The following is a 17655-nucleotide window of genomic DNA, read 5'->3' as shown; positions in this document are numbered from 1 at the left end:
ATTACGGGGTTAGGGCTTGGCACTCACTGTAGACATTACGGAGTGAGGCTTAGCACTCACTTAGCCTAATATCCGTCATCTCGGAAGTTGAGGCACGAAACTATCCGTGATCTACTAAACGCGTGATCGAGCTTAAAAGAAGCCAGTGGATTCAATGACTCTACGACACGCGGAGAGTAGATTCCCTATCTCGTTCGTAACCTCACTGTAGGGAATTACGGGGTTAGGGCTTGGCACTCACTGTAGACATTACGGAGTGAGGCTTAGCACTCACTTAGCCTAATATCCGTCATCTCGGAAGTTGAGGCACGAAACTATCCGTGATCTACTAAACGCGTGATCGAGCTTAAAAGAAGCCAGTGGATTCAATGACTCTACGACACGCGGAGAGTAGATTCCCTATCTCGTTCGTAACCTCACTGTAGGGAATGACGGGGATTAGGTTTGGCATTCACTGTAGGGAATGACGGAGGGTTGGATACAAAAAAGCGACAGGCTCGCACCCATCGCTTTTTATCTCGAAACTCGCAGTCTCGTTACTCGCCCCTCAAAACCTACTTCTTAAGCGTAAACTTCTCAAGTAGTGCCTTGGCTTCAGCTTGGACTTCGCCCTCACCTTTTAGAGCGATATCTTGCAGCAAATCAATCCCACCGCTGATATCGTTCATTTCAAGATAGGCTTTTGCTAAGTCTAACTGACCCGCATACTCACCCGAACTATCAACATCAAATTGACGAATATTGGCAAACATATCAGGAAAATCAGTCAAACCCACATCAAGGTTTAATGGCTTTTCATCGGGATCTTCTTGTTGATAATTAGGATCATCAGCCAATAGTTCATCAATACTAATGTATTTCGACGTTGTCGCCGATTTAACATCAGCTTGATCAAAAGACGGTTGCTGAGACCAATCTTCACTGGCAAGTTCCGGCTCAGCCACTGCACGTTGCCACACTGCGGCTTCATCTTCTGCTAATACATCTTCATTATCAGCAATAGCACTCTCTGGTGTTGAGGCTAATAACTGCTCACGCTCATCACTATTAACCCCCAGCCCACCTTTAGGAGATGCTGTTGTTGACAGTGAATCATCAAACAGTAGCGCATCCATATCTAAGCCTGCAGCATCAACCCGCTCTTGCTCTGCTTCTGGTGAGCGATCAACCGTCGTGATGCCTGGCGATGATGGTTGTGGTTTAAGGCCTTGTTCAATGGCGTATTGCTCTAACTCATGCTGCTCTTCAAATGATGCAAATAACGCTTCATCTTCATCAAATTCAGGTAAAGCAGTAACGTCAATATTCTCAAACGCATATTCTAAATGACGAGCAGTATCAAATGGCGAGTAATCTGGTTCAACGTTAGCGTTATCCACCACTGCTGCAGCCTGACGTTGCTCTGCTGCTTGTGCTGCTTGTTGTAATTGACGTGCAACATTATCAATCGCAGCTTGCTCATCAATTTCTGAACGCTCATCGGTTTGCTCTAATGGCAATGCTTGCGGATCATCAAACGCAGAGTTTTCATCAAACTCAGGTAAATCATCAAGGCTTAATGGCGCATTATGTACCGCATCAGCTGACGGTAAATCTGACAATTGTTCATCATAATCATCAAATGCCGCTTGCTCATCAAACTCAGGCAAATCATCAAGATTAAACGTTGGCGTATCTTTCTCGACATCGATTAACTCATCTAATAGTGCTGTACTATTTTCAGCAACTTTAATCTCTGAAGTCGGCGCTAAAGTATCGCTATCATCTGCAAGTAATTCATCTAATAACTCAGTACTATTTTCTGCGACCTCAATGTCGCTTCCAAACGATGTATCGTCATCATCAGTAATTAAATCATCCAATAGCTCAGTGCTACCTTCAGCAAACAATGATTGTTCATCATCTGTTGCGTTCTGAGTTGATGGCATGGTTATATCAGGTAAATCATGATTAAACTGTGAGAACAATGCATCAAGTTCATCTTGAGAAACCGCTTTAGTACCCACTAATTCCGATTCAGAAACAGCTTCAGACTGCAGCTCATCATTGGTTGATGCTTGTGCTTGTTGCAAGATCTCATCTAATAACGCTTGGTCTGATAACGGCTTGTCGTCATCGTCATCATGATCGTGGTTATCTGTAGTAACTGATGCTGTTGTCACATCATCATGTTCAGATAGATCAAAGTTAGCTTTATCTTCCTCGCTAAGCGATTGCTCCCACAATGCCGCTAATGCTTCATCTGAACTTGGTTGTGGTTTGGCATCAAGCTCATCCAGCGCGCGCTCCATGTCTTTAAGACCAATAGCATCATCGTTAGCCACTGAAATAGTGCTAAGGCTAGAATCAAAATCCTTATCATCAAAATCTGTTGCAGCTAACGCCAGCGCCGATGATGACTCCCCCTTCGCTAACGGTTGATCCTCTTGTTGTTCTCGCGTTTGAGAATCAAGTTCTTTATCAGAGGCGTTGTTATTGCTGTGCTGTTTAGGTTCAAGATCTGCAAACAAATCATCATCAGCAAATAAATCATCAAGATCGTCATTATTATCAGCATCAGCTAAATCAATCGGTGGCACTACCGCTGAACTGGTGTCGTTATCTGTTATTGGTGCTGGTAACGATTGGGGTTCAGGCTCATTTTTCTTACGGCGGAACAGTAATAAGGCTAATAACGCCGCAATTAAGCCGCCAGGTATAATACCCGCAGCAGCAAGTGCCCATGGATTATTCGTTAGACGCTCTAGCCATGTTTCAGGAACAGGCTCTGGCGCTTGTTGTAACTGCTTTTGTTGCTCTAAAAACGACACCATTTGTTGACGAATACTGTCACTTTCGGTGACCTGATCTTTCAATGTCGCCATATCTTGTTGCATTGCAGATAATCGCAACCGCAATGCGTGGTTACTTTCAACCAATGCTGCCATTTTCACATGATCAACATCGGCTACTGGCGCTACTGGTTTGGCTGGAATAATGGTTTGATCATCATTCTTAGGCCCATCAACGACCGCAGGCTGTTCACTTTTGGTTGCCGCCGTTGCAGTAACATCTGCCGCGTTGTCAGCATCAGTTTCAGCTTTGGTGTCTACCGTTGGCGTAACAGGTGTAACTGACTCTGGTTTTGGCGACAGTTTTATCACGCGTGGCTTTTTAGCGGCTGAAGCTTGCTGCTCTGCTAAGCGTCTTTTTTCTAACTCAGTTGCGTACGGCGCACGTAATTGGTCTGCTGCTAATTTTCGGCTAACGGCACTAATACGTTGCTGCTGTATTTGCTCCATTGTTGGCAGTTTTAAATAGCTGCCCGGTAACAATGAATGAATATTATTATTTTCAAACGCATCTTGATTGAGACTGTAAATAGCACCAATAACTTTAAAGATAGACACATTTTTATTAGGTAAATGACGCGACGCAATGCCCCATAACGTTTCAGTTTCGTACGTTGGACCATAGCTACGCGCCATTAATGACGATGTTGAAAATTGTTTAGCAGGTACAGTTAACTTGCTCGCGTCAGAACCTTGATTCATCGTTGTATACGAGCTGTCTTCATTCGCTGGGCCTACTATACGTATCGTATTAGCATTCACTACCGGTAAGTAGGATGAAATAGTCACAAAGGCTACCGGCAGTACCATACGTTTAAGTATTTTTGGGATGTCAGACACTGTCTACATTCCTCTTTGGCAGAGATAAAGTTGCTCGAACTCGTTGTCATACAACGAATTCGAAATAATAGTTTGTTGATCATAACGACTGCTATGAGCAAAACTTGAATAACAATATTCAATCATAATATGGATGACATTATGTCAAGTTATCAGCAAAAGAAAAGCAAGCAACTAACGAAATAAAAAAGCGACCGGCTTTCACCCATCGCTTTGTTATTTTGTTAGCAAGTTCGATCGCACTATTGTGTTAACCAACATTAATAGCGCGATCTAAGCCTTACTTTTAATAAGGTTGATTATAAGTAGTCAGCAATCAACTTTTCTGCAATCTGAACACTGTTAGTTGCCGCGCCCTTACGAACGTTATCAGCCACAATCCACATATTTAGACCACATGGATGACTAATATCTTCGCGAATACGTCCAACCATTACATGATCTTTACCAACAGCGTCGGTTACTTGGGTTGGGTATTCGTTACCAGGGAAAACTTCAATACCATCCGTGTTTTCAAGTAAGTTAATCGCATCTTCTAATACGATTGGCTGATGGGTTTCAACATGCACTGCTTCGCCATGACCAAAGAATGAAGACACACGCACACACGTTGGATTCACACGAATACTTGCATCACCTAAAATCTTCTGAGTTTCCCACACCATTTTCATTTCTTCTTTGGTGTAGCCGTTATCCATAAACTCATCAATATGAGGAATACAGTTGAACGCGATTTGCTTATCGTAGGCTTTCGTTTCAATTGGCAAACCATTTAGCAACTTCGCTGTTTGTCCTGCTAATTCATCAATACCTTTACGACCAGAACCGGATACTGACTGGTAAGTTGCAACGTTAATACGATCGATACCGTAAGCATCTTGAATCGGCTTTAGCGCAACTAACATTTGAATCGTTGAGCAGTTCGGGTTAGCGATAATGTTACGGTTACGGTAATCTGCAATCGCTTCTGGGTTCACTTCTGGAATAACCAAAGGTACGTCATACTCGTAACGGAATTCAGAGGTGTTATCAATAACCACCACACCTTGCTCAGCGGCAATCGGAGCCCAATAGCGTGATGCTTCAGCACCGGCAGAGAACAAGGCAATTTGCACTTGGCTCCAATCGAAATCTTCTACATCACGAACGCGGGTTGATTTACCTTTAAAACGTAACGCTTTACCTGCGCTACGATCACTTGCCAGCAAGTAAAGATTGCGAACAGGAAAATTGCGTGCTTCTAGCACTTCGACCATAGCTTCGCCTACAGCGCCTGTTGCGCCAAGTATTGCGATATCATATTCCTGACTCATTGAGTGACCTCTACTACTGTAAAACCTAATTTAGCCAGCGACTCTACCGCAAACTCAGCCTTTGCCGCTACTGTAATCGCACTATATTCACGTCGATCCCAGTAATTTTTACGCATTAAATCAAAAGCGGTCGCCATTTTGCTGTTATCGTCGCCAGCAGCTAGCATTTCACGACGGAAAATACCGTCATCTTTACGTACATCATAAACTAATTGGATCAAGCTAAATAAGGTTGCTTCATCCCATGTTCGACTTAGTTGCACTTGCGGTACTGGTGCAATGGGTAACAAATCACCGGCTTGAGCGCGGTGTTCATTATTTAAAAACTGACAAAAACTATTAAACACCATTGTGGTGCCACGTGCTTTACCTTCAAGGCCGTAACCAGCAATATGTGGTGTCGCAAAAGCTAATAATGGCAACAATTCTAAATCCACCAGCGGTTCTTGTTCAAACACATCCAGCACTGCTGTGAGAGCCTTACCTGAACCATCTGTTGCTGCTTGTAAGGCTTGTTTTAGCGCTTGATTATCCACGACAGGACCACGAGCAGCATTAATTAAAATCGCATTGGGCTTCATTGCCGCTAAAAATGCAGCATCCACTAAATGATGAGTAGGATGATCGCCAGTGCGAGTTATTGGCGTATGGGCGGTGATCACATCACATTCCGCCAATAGCGTTGCTAACGAATGAAACTCACGCTCATCGCCCTCAGCCTGTTTTAATGGATCATTTAACAGATAGCGAATACCCAAAGCATCAAGACATTTCGCTAAATAGGTACCAACATTACCCGCTCCAATAATACCCACGGTGCGATCAAAAATAGAAAAATCCTGCTGCTGGCCAAGCACCATCAAGCTACTTAATACATATTCTGCCACACCCACTTTGTTACAGCCGGGCGCTGCGGTAAAGGTGATCCCCTTAGCGGCTAATAAATCCTGATCAACATGATCTTGCCCTGCGGTTGCAGTACCCACAAATTTCAGTTTGTCGGCTTTAGCTATTAAATCGGCATTAACTTTGGTTACAGAACGGATCATCAGAGCATCAATGCCGACTAAATCATCAGCGGTTAATGTGCGTCCTGGTTTTGCAATAACCTCACCTAATTGGCTAAATAATTCCTGAGCATAAGGCATGTTTTCATCGATAAGGATTTTCATATACGTCCTGTAGAGAGAATAAGTAAAGAAAGGCGCGTGCGGGGTTATTATATAGGAGAGAGGGACGAGGGAAAAGCAGAGGCGAGGAAAGGCAGTAACGAGTGGCGAGTGGCGAGTGGCGAGTGGCGAGGAAAGGCAGTGGCGAGATTATTCGTCATCTGAAAGTTGAGGTACGAAACTATCCGTGATCTACTCAAAGCGTGCTTGAGCCTTAAAGAAGCCAGTAGATTCAATAACTCCACGACGCGCGGTTAGTAGATTCCCTATCGCCCTCGCGGGCATTCACTGTAGGGAATGACGGGGTTGGGGTTTGGCACTCACTCTGCCTAATATCCGTCATCTGAAAGTTAAGGCACGAAACTATCCGTGATCTACTCAAAGCGTGCTTGAGCCTTAAAGAAGCCAGTAGATTCAATAACTCCACAACGCGCGGAGAGTAGATTCCCTATCGCCCTCGCGGGCATTCACTGTAGGGAATGACGGGGGTTGGAGCTGGACTGGGTACTCGCTTTTATCTCGATACTCGCAGACGCGAAATCTCGTTACTCAAAACAAAGTAAGAGCGAGGAAATAACAATTAGCTAGCACATAAACGCTTTTATAGTAACTGTATTATGCTACTTATGTGTGATTAACCTCATGTTTATTCATTTTATCAATGATTTTAGTTGTACAAATAGAGCTATATCCTGTTTTTCTCGGTCTTTTACGATTAGTGTGCCTAGCTCACTTATTACTAGATGGACAGTTTATATGCAAAAGACAGCGGTTGCAGTCAATTCCAATAAGACCAAATGGGCCTATCAAGATTTTACCTGGGCACTCTCCCTGTTTGGTACAGCTGTTGGGGCTGGCATTCTTTTTTTACCAATAACAGCGGGCGCTGGTGGTTTTTGGCCATTAGTTATTTTAGCGTTAATTGCCTTTCCGATGACGTGGTTTGCGCATAAAAGTTTAGCTCGCTTTGTCTTATCTTCATCAAAAAAAGATGCAGATATCACCGATGCTGTTGCAGAGCACTTTGGAAAAAAAGGAACGAACATAATCACTGTTGCTTATTTCTTTGCTATTTTCCCGATTGTTCTCATTTACGGTGTCGGCATTACCAATACTGTTGATTCATTTATGAACCATCAATTGGGCATGACATCGATTCCACGCTGGTTACTATCAGGTGTACTGATTGGATTAATGACCGCGAGTGTTGTTTTTGGCAAGGAGCTAATGCTAAAAGTAACGTCAGTTTTAGTTTATCCATTGGTCTTTATTCTATTAGTGCTTTCTATCTACCTGATTCCGGATTGGAATATGTCAATGGTTCACACCAAAACTGATTGGTCATCAATGCCACTCGTGATTTGGTTAGCGATTCCAATTATTGTGTTCTCGTTTAACCACAGTCCAATTATCAGTCAGTTTTCTAAAGAACAACGTCGTGTATATGGTGACAATGCGGTGAAGAAAACCGATATGATCACTGGCGGTGCAGCAATGATGCTAATGGTATTTGTGATGTTCTTTGTGTTCTCGGTAGTATTATCGATGACTCCAGCACAATTAAGCATGGCAAAATCAGATAATATTTCAGTGCTGTCTTACTTAGCTAACATCAAGTCTTCACCCGTCATTTCATACTTAGGCCCTATCATTGCGTTAGCGGCAATCACATCAAGCTATTTCGGCCATTTTCTAGGTGCTCATGAAGGTCTGACTGGATTAATCAAGTCTCGTTCAACCATGCCCGTTAAAAAGATCGAAAAGCTATCTCTGGCTTTCATCGTGATTGTTACTTGGATTGTGGCAATTATTAACCCAAGTATTCTAGATATGATTGAAAGTATCGGCTCGCCAATGATTGCTGCAATTTTGTTCTTATTGCCAGTATTTGCAATGCAGTGTGTGCCTGCGATGGCGAAATACAAAACATCGCCGATTGCACAAGTCTTTACTGCTATATGTGGTATTGCTGCGATTACATCTGTTATTTACGGTACGTTTTTTTCTTAGAGGAAGATAGGGGCGGTTTTAGGGGCGAGGAAGAGCAGTGGCGAGTGGCGAGATTATTCGTCTCGAGATTGCCTAATATCCGTCATCTCGGAAGGTGAGGTACGAAACTATCCGTGATCTACTCAAAGCGTGCTTGAGCCTTAAAGAAACCAGTGGATTCAATAACCCCACAACGCGCGGAGAGTAGATTCCCTATCGCCCTCGCGGGCATTCACTGCAGGGAATGACGGGGTTGGGGTTTGGCACTCACTCTGCCTAATATCCGTCATCTCGGAAGGTGAGGTACGAAACTATCCGTGATCTACTCAAAGCGTGATCGAGCCTTAAAGAAACCAGTAGATTCAATAACTCCACAACGCGCGGAGAGTAGATTCCCTATCGCCCTCGCGGGCATTCACTGTAGGGAATGACGGGGATAGGTACAAAAAAAGCGATAGGCTCTCACCTATCGCTTTTTATTATACTGTGAACTCAGACGCGCAATCTCGTTACTTGAAATCTCGCCGCTGCTGTTCCTGCCTTACGCTTCGTATTTCTTAATTACTAGCGTTGCGTTAGTACCACCAAAACCAAAGCTGTTAGACATAACAGTCTTCAATTCAACATCGCGCTTCTCAGTCACGATATCAAGGCCTTTCGCCGCTTCATCTAGGTTTTCGATGTTGATGCTTGGTGCAACAAAACCGTGCTCTAGCATTAGCGTTGAGTAAATCGCTTCGTGAACACCAGCCGCACCTAGAGAGTGACCTGTCATCGCTTTAGTTGCAGAGATTGCTGGACAGTTTTCGCTAAATAGTTCTTGAATAGCACCAAGCTCTTTCACATCACCTACCGGTGTTGATGTGCCGTGAGTGTTGATGTAGTCAACAGGACCATCAAGATCTTTCATTGCCATCTTCATACAACGCACGGCGCCTTCGCCTGATGGTGCTACCATGTCGTAGCCGTCAGATGTTGCACCATAACCTACAATCTCACCGTAGATTTTTGCGCCACGTGCAAGCGCGTGCTCAAGTTCTTCAACTACAACCATGCCGCCGCCACCAGAGATAACGAAACCGTCGCGATCAGCATCATATGTACGTGATGCTTTTGATGGATCATCATTGTACTTAGTTGACAACGCGCCCATCGCATCAAACATCATTGTTAGTGACCAATCAAGTTCTTCACCGCCACCAGCAAAAACAACATCTTGCTTGCCTAGTTGAATCAGTTCAACCGCATGACCGATACAGTGCGCAGATGTTGCACATGCAGAACTCATGGTGTAGTTAACACCGCGAATTTTAAAAGGTGTTGCCAAACATGCAGAAACAGTTGAAGACATAGTACGTGGAACCATGTAAGGACCAACACGCTTAACGCCTTTCTCACGCAGTGTATCTACTGCATGGTACTGGTTGTATGATGATGCACCGCCTGAACCTGCAACTAAACCTGTACGCTCATTTGATACTTGATCTTCTGCTAAGCCAGAGTCAGCAACCGCTTGCTCCATTGATAGGTAAGCGAACGCAGCAGCATCACCCATGAAACGCATTTTCTTACGATCAATATGCTCAGATGGTGTAATTTTTAGATCACCCCATACATTTGAACGCAATTTCATTTCTGCAAACTGCTCAGAGTAAGTAATACCTGATTTGCCTGTTTTTAGGGACTCCAGTACTTCAGCAACGTTGTTACCGATACTAGATACAATACCCATGCCTGTAATTACGGCTCGTTTCATGATGAATTCCTACTGATATTAATGGAAATACCTACCCATTTTATAGAACAACCACGGTCCTATTTCAATGGCTAGAATAGGTCCCAAACGGCTTTAAAATCTGCGCTCACATCCACTCTTCGTTTGCCATAGCGAACGAAAACACGCGATATTAAAGATGTTTGGACCGACATAATTCTCTAATCTAACTCTTTTATTAAGAAAAAAACAAAAAAGTTAACGATTATTTAGTACGAGAACTATAACGGCTTTGTCGCTGAAAAGTGGTCAGCTTTCCTGTATTTCAGGTACAATCGAGTCAAAATTGCTATTCAATCGCATTTAAACCCCATAATTGATGCATTTTCATGCATAAAATGATGCTAAAGTGCTCAGCTGCTAAACAAGAGGTTCATGTTGTCTCGTCCTACTTCCACAACGTCTACGCCACGGATCCAAAATGCTGTCCTTGATTGGAACGATACTGGCAGTCCAATATTTCATCAATTAGCGTCATTAAATGATCATGGACTTGAACAAACACGCGCTGCCTTTATCCACCAACATGGTTTACCACAGCGGTGGCTGGATTTTGATCGCCGTCGATATGTGGTAGCTGAAACCAGTTTTGGCACCGGGGTTAACTTTTTAGCACTATGGCAAGCATTTAACGCTTTTTGCGAACAACACCCAGAGGCGACAACGCAAGAGCTGCACTATATTAGCTTTGAAAAAACGCCACTGACTAAACACGATCTGATTAAAGCTCAGCTTATGTGGCCTGAGCTGGCACAGTTCGCTGAGCAACTACAAGCACATTATCCTCCTGCCGTTGCTGATTGTCATCGAATTGTGCTTGAGAATGGCCGCATCACCCTTGATTTATGGTTTGGCGATATTAACCAATCCATGCCGCAACTATGGCTTGGCAATGACGGTCTTATCGACGCATGGCTATTAGATGAGTGCGCATCTCAACATCAGATCGAGAGCTGGAATCAACAGCTGTTTAATAGCATGGCTAAAATGGCACGCGCTCAATGCCGTGTTAGCGCTGTGACAACAACAACGACAGACTTAGTGCGCGCAGGCTTAACTGAGGCTGGTTTTAGTCTCAACAATGCGTCAGCACTAAACGAACACCATCAAATGACGCTAGCGACAATCACTCCCCCGCATTCGCAAGCTAACTTTAAGCCGTGGTTTGCCCGTAGCTCACAACAAGCATCGCCATCACAACCAAGCGATATCGCGATTATCGGCGGTGGTGTAGCATCAGCGACCACTGCATTGGCCTTAATTCGTCGAGGTCAGTCGGTAACTTTATATTGCGCTGATAGCGAGTTAGCCCAAGGCGCATCGGGCAATCGTCAAGGTGCTGTCTATCCACTGCTCAATGGTAAGCACGATCCGCTATCACGCTTTTTTGCGCCGGGATTTATTTATGCGCGTCAGTTTGTTGAACAAGCCGCTCAGCAATGTCAGTTTGATCATGATTGGTGTGGCGTAACCCAATTAGCATGGGATGAAAACGGTAAAAACCTGACCGATGCTGAAAAACAACTCGCGCTTGCAACCCAAGATAAAAAACTCGGTCGTCAAACCAAAAAGCTAGACTGCATGTTAAGCGGTGGCTTTCCTGACGAGTTAGTCCGTGAATTAGATATTGAACAAACCCGCGCGATCACTGGTGTCGACACAGATTGTCGCAGTGTTAATTACCCATTAGGTGGTTGGTTATGCCCCCAGCAATTAACCCAAGCATTAATTGAATCAATGCAGCAAACAGGCAAATTAACCTTACACCTTAATTGCGATGTCACGGCGCTTGAACAACAAAAAACACCCACTAATGATCCGCAATGGCAATTAACATTTGCCGATGGCAGCACCACAACTCACACCACTGTTGTAGTTGCCAGTGGTCACCGTTTTAATCAATACCCACAAACCGCTCCCATTCCAACCTCATCAGTACGTGGTCAAGTCAGCCATGTACCAACCAATGAGACCTTGGCGCAACTTAACACGGTATTATGTTATGACGGCTATTTTACGCCAGTAAACACCAACACCAATAGTCATTGTATTGGTGCTAGTTACGCCCGTCGTAGTTGCGATTTAACTTACAGTGATGTCGATCAACAACAAAACAAGCAACGCTTATTAGACAGCGTTCCAGCAACGGCTTCATGGATCGATGCTATTAACGTTGACCAGTTTGATCCTCAGCAACGAGCACGTGTTGGGGTGCGTTGTGCGAGCCGTGATCATTTACCGTTTGTGGGTAATGTTTGTCGTTATGATGATTTGATTAAGCAATATCAGGATCTGAAAGATAACCAGCTTTACGCTCAAAATGTGCCGGTATATCAAAACTTATTTACCATTGTTGGCTTAGGCTCACGAGGGTTAAGTTCAGCACCGCTATTAGGCGAATTACTGGCTTCACAGATTTGTGGCGATCCACTGCCCCTACCACATACAGTGCTTGATGCCCTTCACCCAGGCAGAATGTGGGTACGGAAATTAGTGCGCGGTAAAGAGGTGAAGGGTTGAGGTTGTGAGGGGTTTAGGGGCGAGGAAGAGCAGTGGCGAGTAGCGAGATTATTAGTGCCGAGACAGCCTAATATCCGTCATCTCGGAAGTTGAGGCACGAAACTATCCGTGATCTACTCAACGCGTAATCGAGCCTTAAAGAAGCCAGTGAATCACTGAAAACAATAACCCCACAACACGCGGAAAGTAGATTCCCTATCTCGTTCGTAACCTCACTGTAGGGAATGACGGGGTTGGGCTTGGCATTCACTCTGCCTAATATCCGTCATCTCGGAAGTTGAGGCACGAAACTATCCGTGATCTACTCAACGCGTAATCGAGCCTTAAAGAAGCCAGTGAATCACTGAAAACAATAACCCCACAACACGCGGAAAGTAGATTCCCTATCTCGTTCGTAACCTCACTGTAGGGAATGACGGGGTGAGCTTGGCATTCACGAATCGTTATCACAATAAACTATCGTACAAGTCCAGCCACTGCGGGTTATTATCGATAATTAATTGCTCTTTCCATGCACGGCACCATTTCTTGAGTTGTTTTTCGCGTTCAATTGCGACGAGCATGGTATCAAATTGCTCATAATGCACTAAATGATGTACTTGGTACTTTTTCGAAAAACCACTGACCAGATTATTTTTATGCTGCCAAACTCGAGTGACTAATTGACTAGTCACTCCAACATAAAGCACCTGCTTATTAGCTGATGCCAAAATATAAACCGCAGGCTCTTTATTCACTCAAATCCTCGTTCCTAAAAACCCCCTGACCACAATAACTCTACAACGCGCGGGCAGTAGATTCCCTATCGCCCTCGCGGGCATTCACTGTAGGGAATGACGGGGTTGGGCTTGAGCCTTAAAGAAGCCAGTGAACCACTGAAAACAATAACTCTACAACGCGCGGAAAGTAGATTCCCTATCGCCCTCGCGGGCATTCACTGTAGGGAATGACGGGGTTGGGCTTGAGCCTTAAAGAAGCCAGTGAATCACTGAAAACAATAACCCCACAACGCGCGGACGGTAGATTCCCTATCGCCCTCGCGGGCTTTCACTGTAGGGAATGACGGGGGGTTGGCATTCACTCTGCCCAATATCCGTCATTGAATTATAATTTAATAGATTACTTTTACATCTCGATAAAAGTTTTCATGTGATCCTAGAGCGATTAACTCTAAAGTAACAGTGCCATCTTCATAACTATATCCAAGCAATGTTAGTTGTTTTACCATTTTAAACTTATAAACACGTAGAAATGATAGGTCCCCTTTTTTTTGTTCCCCAAGGTAAGGGTCTTTCAACAACTGGCGAATAGCATCATCAAGATCCATTTTTTGATTTTTATGTAATTTCTTCACCGCTTTTTTAAATGTCGGTGTTTGAAGAATTTGAGTAATGTTAATCAAAACTATAACTCTCTAACTTACCTGCTTCTTTTTCTGCTTTAGCAATAATAGCCTGCTTTACAAACTCGTACGGTAAGTCAGGATTATCTTCCATCATTTCACCAATTTTTGCCCAATGTTCAATTTGCTTTGGCGTTGTACGGTTTAGTGCTTTAGCTATAATTGTTGCTTTATCAAAAAGCTCTTGGTCAATTCGAACACTTGCTGTGGCCATTGTTCTATTCCTATAAAATAAAGTTTCAACACCAACTGTAGCAAGTTGCTACAAATGATGCAACTAGCTACTAAAAACAGAGGCGAGATAGTTAATGTCGAGACTTCGCATTCACTTTGCCTAATATCCGTGATCTACTCAAAGCGTGCTTGAGCCTTAAAGAAACCAGTGGATTCAATAACTCCACAACGCGCGGAGAGTAGATTCCCTATCGCCCTCGCGGGCATTCACTGTAGGGAATGACGGGGTTGGGCTTGGCATTCACTCTGCCCAATATCCGTCACCTCGGAAGTTGAGGCACGAAACTATCCGTGATCTACTCAATGCGTGATCGAGCCTCAAAGAAGCCAGTGAAGCAGTGAACTCAATAACTCCACGACGCGCGGAGAGTAGATTCCCTATCGCCCTCGCGGGCATTCACTGTAGGGAATGACGGGGTTGGGGCTTCCCTCATTCACTTGCGGCAATGATCACTGTTGCCTCAGGCTTGACCTTCCTCAATTCTGTCGCTAATGCGGTTTGTGCTTTAAGATCACCATGTACGACTTTGATTACCTTAGGGCCTTGCTCAATATCAGCCACAAAACTAACCAGATCTTGTTGCGCAGCATGGGCGGAATAGCCTGATAATTGATGGATCTGCGCCGCGACATCAATCACTTTATCATCAATGTTAATAACTCTATCGCCATCCACTAAAGCGCGTCCGGTTGTGCCTTGCGCTTGATAACCTGAAAAAATTATATCAGTGCGTTTATCGGCTAATAACGCTTTTAAGTAATTGACCACTCGACCACCAGAACACATACCGCTGGCGGCAACAATGATCGCGGGCTCAGCGGAATGCTGGAGTCTGTTAACTAATTCTATATGCTCAGCGTGACCATCAATGGTAATACACTGCTCAAACGCTAATGGATGCCTGCCCATATAACGGCGCTGTTTGGCTTCTTTCGCCCATAGTTCATGAAAATAACGGTACTGCTCTGTCACCTTTTGTGCCAGTGGCGAGTCTAAAATTATCGGTAAACTTTTCCACACCCGCTTATTGGTGGCAGTTTCATTGGAATCGACATCAATTTGGGCAATAATATTTTCAAGATCAAACAGTAACTCTTGAGTACGACCAACACTAAAGGCGGGAATAACAATCGCGCCACCATCTTGTAAAGAGCGTTCAATGATCTGTTTTAATCGTTGTTGACGATGCTGAAGTTGATGCTCTGCTTTATCCCCATAAGTACTTTCAATCACTAACGTATCGGCAGCCGTTGGTGCTATCGGATCGGTTAATAGCGGGGTATTTTTAGGCCCCAGATCACCACTAAACACCACGATTTCATCGGTTGGTAATTTGATTTCAATATAGGCAGAGCCCAAAATATGCCCAGCAGGTCGAAAACGGATCTTAACTTGCTCTCCCGTTGGTAACACTATTTGTGCCCAACAATCATAAGGTACTGGACGAATACGTTGATGTATTAATGCTAACGCTCTTTCACTCTGTTTTTTATTGAGTCCTAACTGCAGTTTAAGTCCATCTTCTAGCATTAATGGCACTAAAGCCGCGGTCGCTTCGGTGGCATAAATTGGCCCTGAAAAACCTGCGGCAAGTAGCCATGGCAAACGGCCAATATGATCGATATGGCTATGGGTCAGTAATAATGCCGCGATATGATTAATATCAAACTCAATATCTACTGTCTCACGGGCTTCTGTTCCCTGAAATAAACCACAATCGATCAATAAGCTATTATCACCAATAATAAGCTCATGACATGATCCCGTTACGCCTGTTTTTGCACCATGATGAACAATATTCACTGCATCCTCCCCTGCCAATAATCATAAGCGGCTCATGATGACAGCGCATATCTATTGTTAAAAATGTTATCAGATAGAACTAGGAAGCATTCGCTTTTACAATGTAGCTGTCATGTAACTGTCATCTATAAATTGTTAATCGGTCACAAAACAGCCCCCACAAATACACATACATATGCACAACAGCTTTAATGGCGTTTCGATAACAGATTAAGGAGAGATATTTATCATGTATCCCGTCATTATCGCCATTCATGGTCGCGGCAATAAACTTCCGACGACAACGTTAAGTGCACATTGGCAGCAAGCACTTAACCATGGCTTACAACGCTACAGTCAATCTCGGTTACATCCGCAAATTGATTTTAAAATGGCCTATTACGCCGATCATTATTATCAACAGCCATTAGTGTTATCAGCCACTCCCACAACGGCAATGCCTCAGATCCATGCGATTAATCATTTATTGGCTGACAGCTCAACCCATTACAACCATCAGCTAACCACCAGCACCTCACACTGGACAGCCAACATCGCAGAATGGATAGAGGATAAATTAAGTGTGTTCTCTTTTATCTCTAAACCCTTTTTAAAATCACTGCTGCCAGATATTCATCACTACTTTCACGATGCCAAGTATCAAAAAGCGGTCGAGCAACCACTGCTAAAACTGCTGAATCAATATCAACATCGGCCAATTATTTTACTCAGTCACTCAATGGGCACGGTGATCGCCTATAACGTTCTGCATCAACTTAGCCGCCAAACAACACCGCCACAAATTAGTACGTGGTTTACCTTTGGCTCGCCGCTTGGACTTACTAGCGTCAAAGGCTTTCTGCCTCAAATCACTCAACAACCGAGCGTAAAAAAGTTAGCGACACCCGATTGTGTTACCGAGCAATGGATCAATGTTAGTGATAAGCGCGATCTTGTGTGTATTGATCATGATTTAAGTGATGATTACCTTACCAACCGTCATCAAATCAAGCCGCAAGATTGTTATATCACCAACGAGTATCCCGGCAACGCCCATAAATCTTACGGCTATTTGTGGAGCCATGTTATCGCGAAATACAGTATTCCTAAGGTGACCTTATGAAAGCATTAATTTTATTAGATCCCGGCCATGGTGGGATCATTAACAATGTCTATCAAACCGCGGGGAAACGGTCACCATTATGGTCCAACGGTCAGCAATTATTTGAAGGGGAATTTAATCGTGCAATTACTCACGGCATTAGCCAAGCGTTAACCCTATATGGTATTGACAATAAAATCATTGTGCCAGAGCGAGAAGATATTAGCCTGCGTACGCGGGTTGATCGGGCTAATTTTTTAGCCCAGCAATATCCACACCATCGCTGTTTATTAATTTCAGTGCATGCCAATGCTGGTGGTGGTAAAGGGGTTGAAATTTTTACCAGCCGCGGCCAAACCGACAGTGATATTGTCGCCGATCATCTTGCCCATGCTTTTACTCAAGTGTTTCCAAATAAACCCCTGCGTAGTGATTATCGTGATGGTGACAGCGACAAAGAGCGCGGCTTTTATATGCTTAGAAAAACCACCATGGCTGCAGTATTAACCGAAAATTTCTTTATGGATAATGAAATCGAATGCTGCTTGATATTGATGTCGCCTAAAGGCCGCAAAAAAATCATTGAGTATCATGTGCAGGGGATTTTAGCGTGGGTGGAGGGAGGTTTCGAGTAGAGAGTAGAGAGTAGAGAGTAGAGAGTAGCGAGTGGCGAGTGGCGAGTGGCGAGTGGCGAGTGG

At 44.0% G+C, this 17655-nt stretch carries 12 protein-coding genes; 4 read left to right on the top strand and 8 right to left on the bottom strand.

Features of this window, described 5'->3' with window-relative positions; all coding sequences use genetic code 11:
* Nucleotides 1-554 precede the first annotated feature (554 nt).
* From PMAL9190_RS09985 to PMAL9190_RS09975, 3 genes are all read right to left on the bottom strand, one after another.
* Nucleotides 555-3671 carry a FimV/HubP family polar landmark protein gene (locus PMAL9190_RS09985; RefSeq protein ID WP_087845068.1) on the bottom strand — a complete coding sequence of 1039 codons (3117 nt, stop codon included), beginning with the start codon at nt 3669-3671 and terminating at the stop codon, nt 555-557.
* Between the two features lie 299 nt (nt 3672-3970).
* Nucleotides 3971-4984: an aspartate-semialdehyde dehydrogenase gene (locus PMAL9190_RS09980; RefSeq protein ID WP_087845067.1), complete on the bottom strand. Its 1014-nt coding sequence runs from the start codon at nt 4982-4984 to the stop codon at nt 3971-3973.
* A complete protein-coding gene (locus PMAL9190_RS09975; protein WP_087845066.1) occupies nt 4981-6156 on the bottom strand; it encodes a 4-phosphoerythronate dehydrogenase in 1176 nt (391 codons plus the stop codon). Before PMAL9190_RS09975 ends, PMAL9190_RS09980 begins: the two co-directional genes overlap by 4 nt.
* Nucleotides 6157-6909: 753 nt before the next feature.
* Between PMAL9190_RS09975 and PMAL9190_RS09970 the strand changes: the two genes are divergently transcribed.
* Complete coding sequence (locus PMAL9190_RS09970; RefSeq protein ID WP_087845065.1) at nt 6910-8163, top strand: aromatic amino acid transport family protein; 1254 nt, start codon at nt 6910-6912, stop codon at nt 8161-8163.
* 520 nt (nt 8164-8683) lie between these two features.
* Here PMAL9190_RS09970 and fabB read toward each other — a convergent pair.
* Nucleotides 8684-9898, bottom strand: a complete 1215-nt coding sequence (gene fabB, locus PMAL9190_RS09965; protein ID WP_087845064.1) for a beta-ketoacyl-ACP synthase I — start codon at nt 9896-9898, stop codon at nt 8684-8686.
* Between the two features lie 393 nt (nt 9899-10291).
* On the opposite strand from fabB, the gene mnmC reads away from it, so the two are divergent.
* Complete coding sequence (gene mnmC / locus PMAL9190_RS09960; RefSeq protein ID WP_087845063.1) at nt 10292-12436, top strand: bifunctional tRNA (5-methylaminomethyl-2-thiouridine)(34)-methyltransferase MnmC2/FAD-dependent 5-carboxymethylaminomethyl-2-thiouridine(34) oxidoreductase MnmC1; 2145 nt, start codon at nt 10292-10294, stop codon at nt 12434-12436.
* A 446-nt stretch (nt 12437-12882) separates the two neighbouring features.
* On the opposite strand, the gene PMAL9190_RS09955 is transcribed toward mnmC, so the two are convergent.
* The 4 genes from PMAL9190_RS09955 to PMAL9190_RS09940 form a co-directional block, all read right to left on the bottom strand.
* The gene (locus tag PMAL9190_RS09955) at nt 12883-13173 is read right to left on the bottom strand and encodes a GIY-YIG nuclease family protein (RefSeq protein WP_087845062.1); all 291 of its coding nucleotides are present in this window, start codon (nt 13171-13173) and stop codon (nt 12883-12885) included.
* Between the two features lie 374 nt (nt 13174-13547).
* A complete protein-coding gene (locus tag PMAL9190_RS09950; protein WP_087845061.1) occupies nt 13548-13838 on the bottom strand; it encodes a type II toxin-antitoxin system RelE/ParE family toxin in 291 nt (96 codons plus the stop codon).
* Complete coding sequence (locus PMAL9190_RS09945) at nt 13831-14052, bottom strand: TA system antitoxin ParD family protein (protein WP_065168449.1); 222 nt, start codon at nt 14050-14052, stop codon at nt 13831-13833. The genes PMAL9190_RS09950 and PMAL9190_RS09945 overlap by 8 nt, the downstream gene beginning before the upstream one ends.
* A gap of 450 nt (nt 14053-14502) precedes the next feature.
* On the bottom strand, nt 14503-15876 hold the full coding sequence (locus tag PMAL9190_RS09940) for an MBL fold metallo-hydrolase (RefSeq protein ID WP_087845060.1): 1374 nt from the start codon (nt 15874-15876) through the stop codon (nt 14503-14505).
* Nucleotides 15877-16105: 229 nt separating this feature from the next.
* Between PMAL9190_RS09940 and PMAL9190_RS09935 the strand changes: the two genes are divergently transcribed.
* Together PMAL9190_RS09935 and PMAL9190_RS09930 are read left to right on the top strand one after the other, a co-directional pair.
* The gene (locus PMAL9190_RS09935) at nt 16106-16978 is read left to right on the top strand and encodes a lipase family protein (protein ID WP_087845059.1); all 873 of its coding nucleotides are present in this window, start codon (nt 16106-16108) and stop codon (nt 16976-16978) included.
* Nucleotides 16975-17592: an N-acetylmuramoyl-L-alanine amidase gene (locus PMAL9190_RS09930; protein WP_087845058.1), complete on the top strand. Its 618-nt coding sequence runs from the start codon at nt 16975-16977 to the stop codon at nt 17590-17592. Before PMAL9190_RS09935 ends, PMAL9190_RS09930 begins: the two co-directional genes overlap by 4 nt.
* Nucleotides 17593-17655 lie beyond the last annotated feature (63 nt).

The organism is Photobacterium malacitanum (genome assembly GCF_900185615.1).
Lineage (GTDB): Bacteria > Pseudomonadota > Gammaproteobacteria > Enterobacterales > Vibrionaceae > Photobacterium > Photobacterium malacitanum.
This window is presented reverse-complemented; position numbering and strand designations above follow the sequence as displayed.

What these genes read in the sequence shown, in the direction of transcription:
- PMAL9190_RS09980 (WP_087845067.1), bottom strand. Translation starts at nt 4,984, where the DNA reads ATGAGTCAGGAATATGATATCGCAATACTTGGCGCAACAGGCGCTGTA.
- PMAL9190_RS09975 (WP_087845066.1), bottom strand. Translation starts at nt 6,156, where the DNA reads ATGAAAATCCTTATCGATGAAAACATGCCTTATGCTCAGGAATTATTT.
- PMAL9190_RS09970 (WP_087845065.1), top strand. Translation starts at nt 6,910, where the DNA reads ATGCAAAAGACAGCGGTTGCAGTCAATTCCAATAAGACCAAATGGGCC.
- fabB (WP_087845064.1), bottom strand. Translation starts at nt 9,898, where the DNA reads ATGAAACGAGCCGTAATTACAGGCATGGGTATTGTATCTAGTATCGGT.
- mnmC (WP_087845063.1), top strand. Translation starts at nt 10,292, where the DNA reads ATGTTGTCTCGTCCTACTTCCACAACGTCTACGCCACGGATCCAAAAT.
- PMAL9190_RS09945 (WP_065168449.1), bottom strand. Translation starts at nt 14,052, where the DNA reads ATGGCCACAGCAAGTGTTCGAATTGACCAAGAGCTTTTTGATAAAGCA.
- PMAL9190_RS09935 (WP_087845059.1), top strand. Translation starts at nt 16,106, where the DNA reads ATGTATCCCGTCATTATCGCCATTCATGGTCGCGGCAATAAACTTCCG.
- PMAL9190_RS09930 (WP_087845058.1), top strand. Translation starts at nt 16,975, where the DNA reads ATGAAAGCATTAATTTTATTAGATCCCGGCCATGGTGGGATCATTAAC.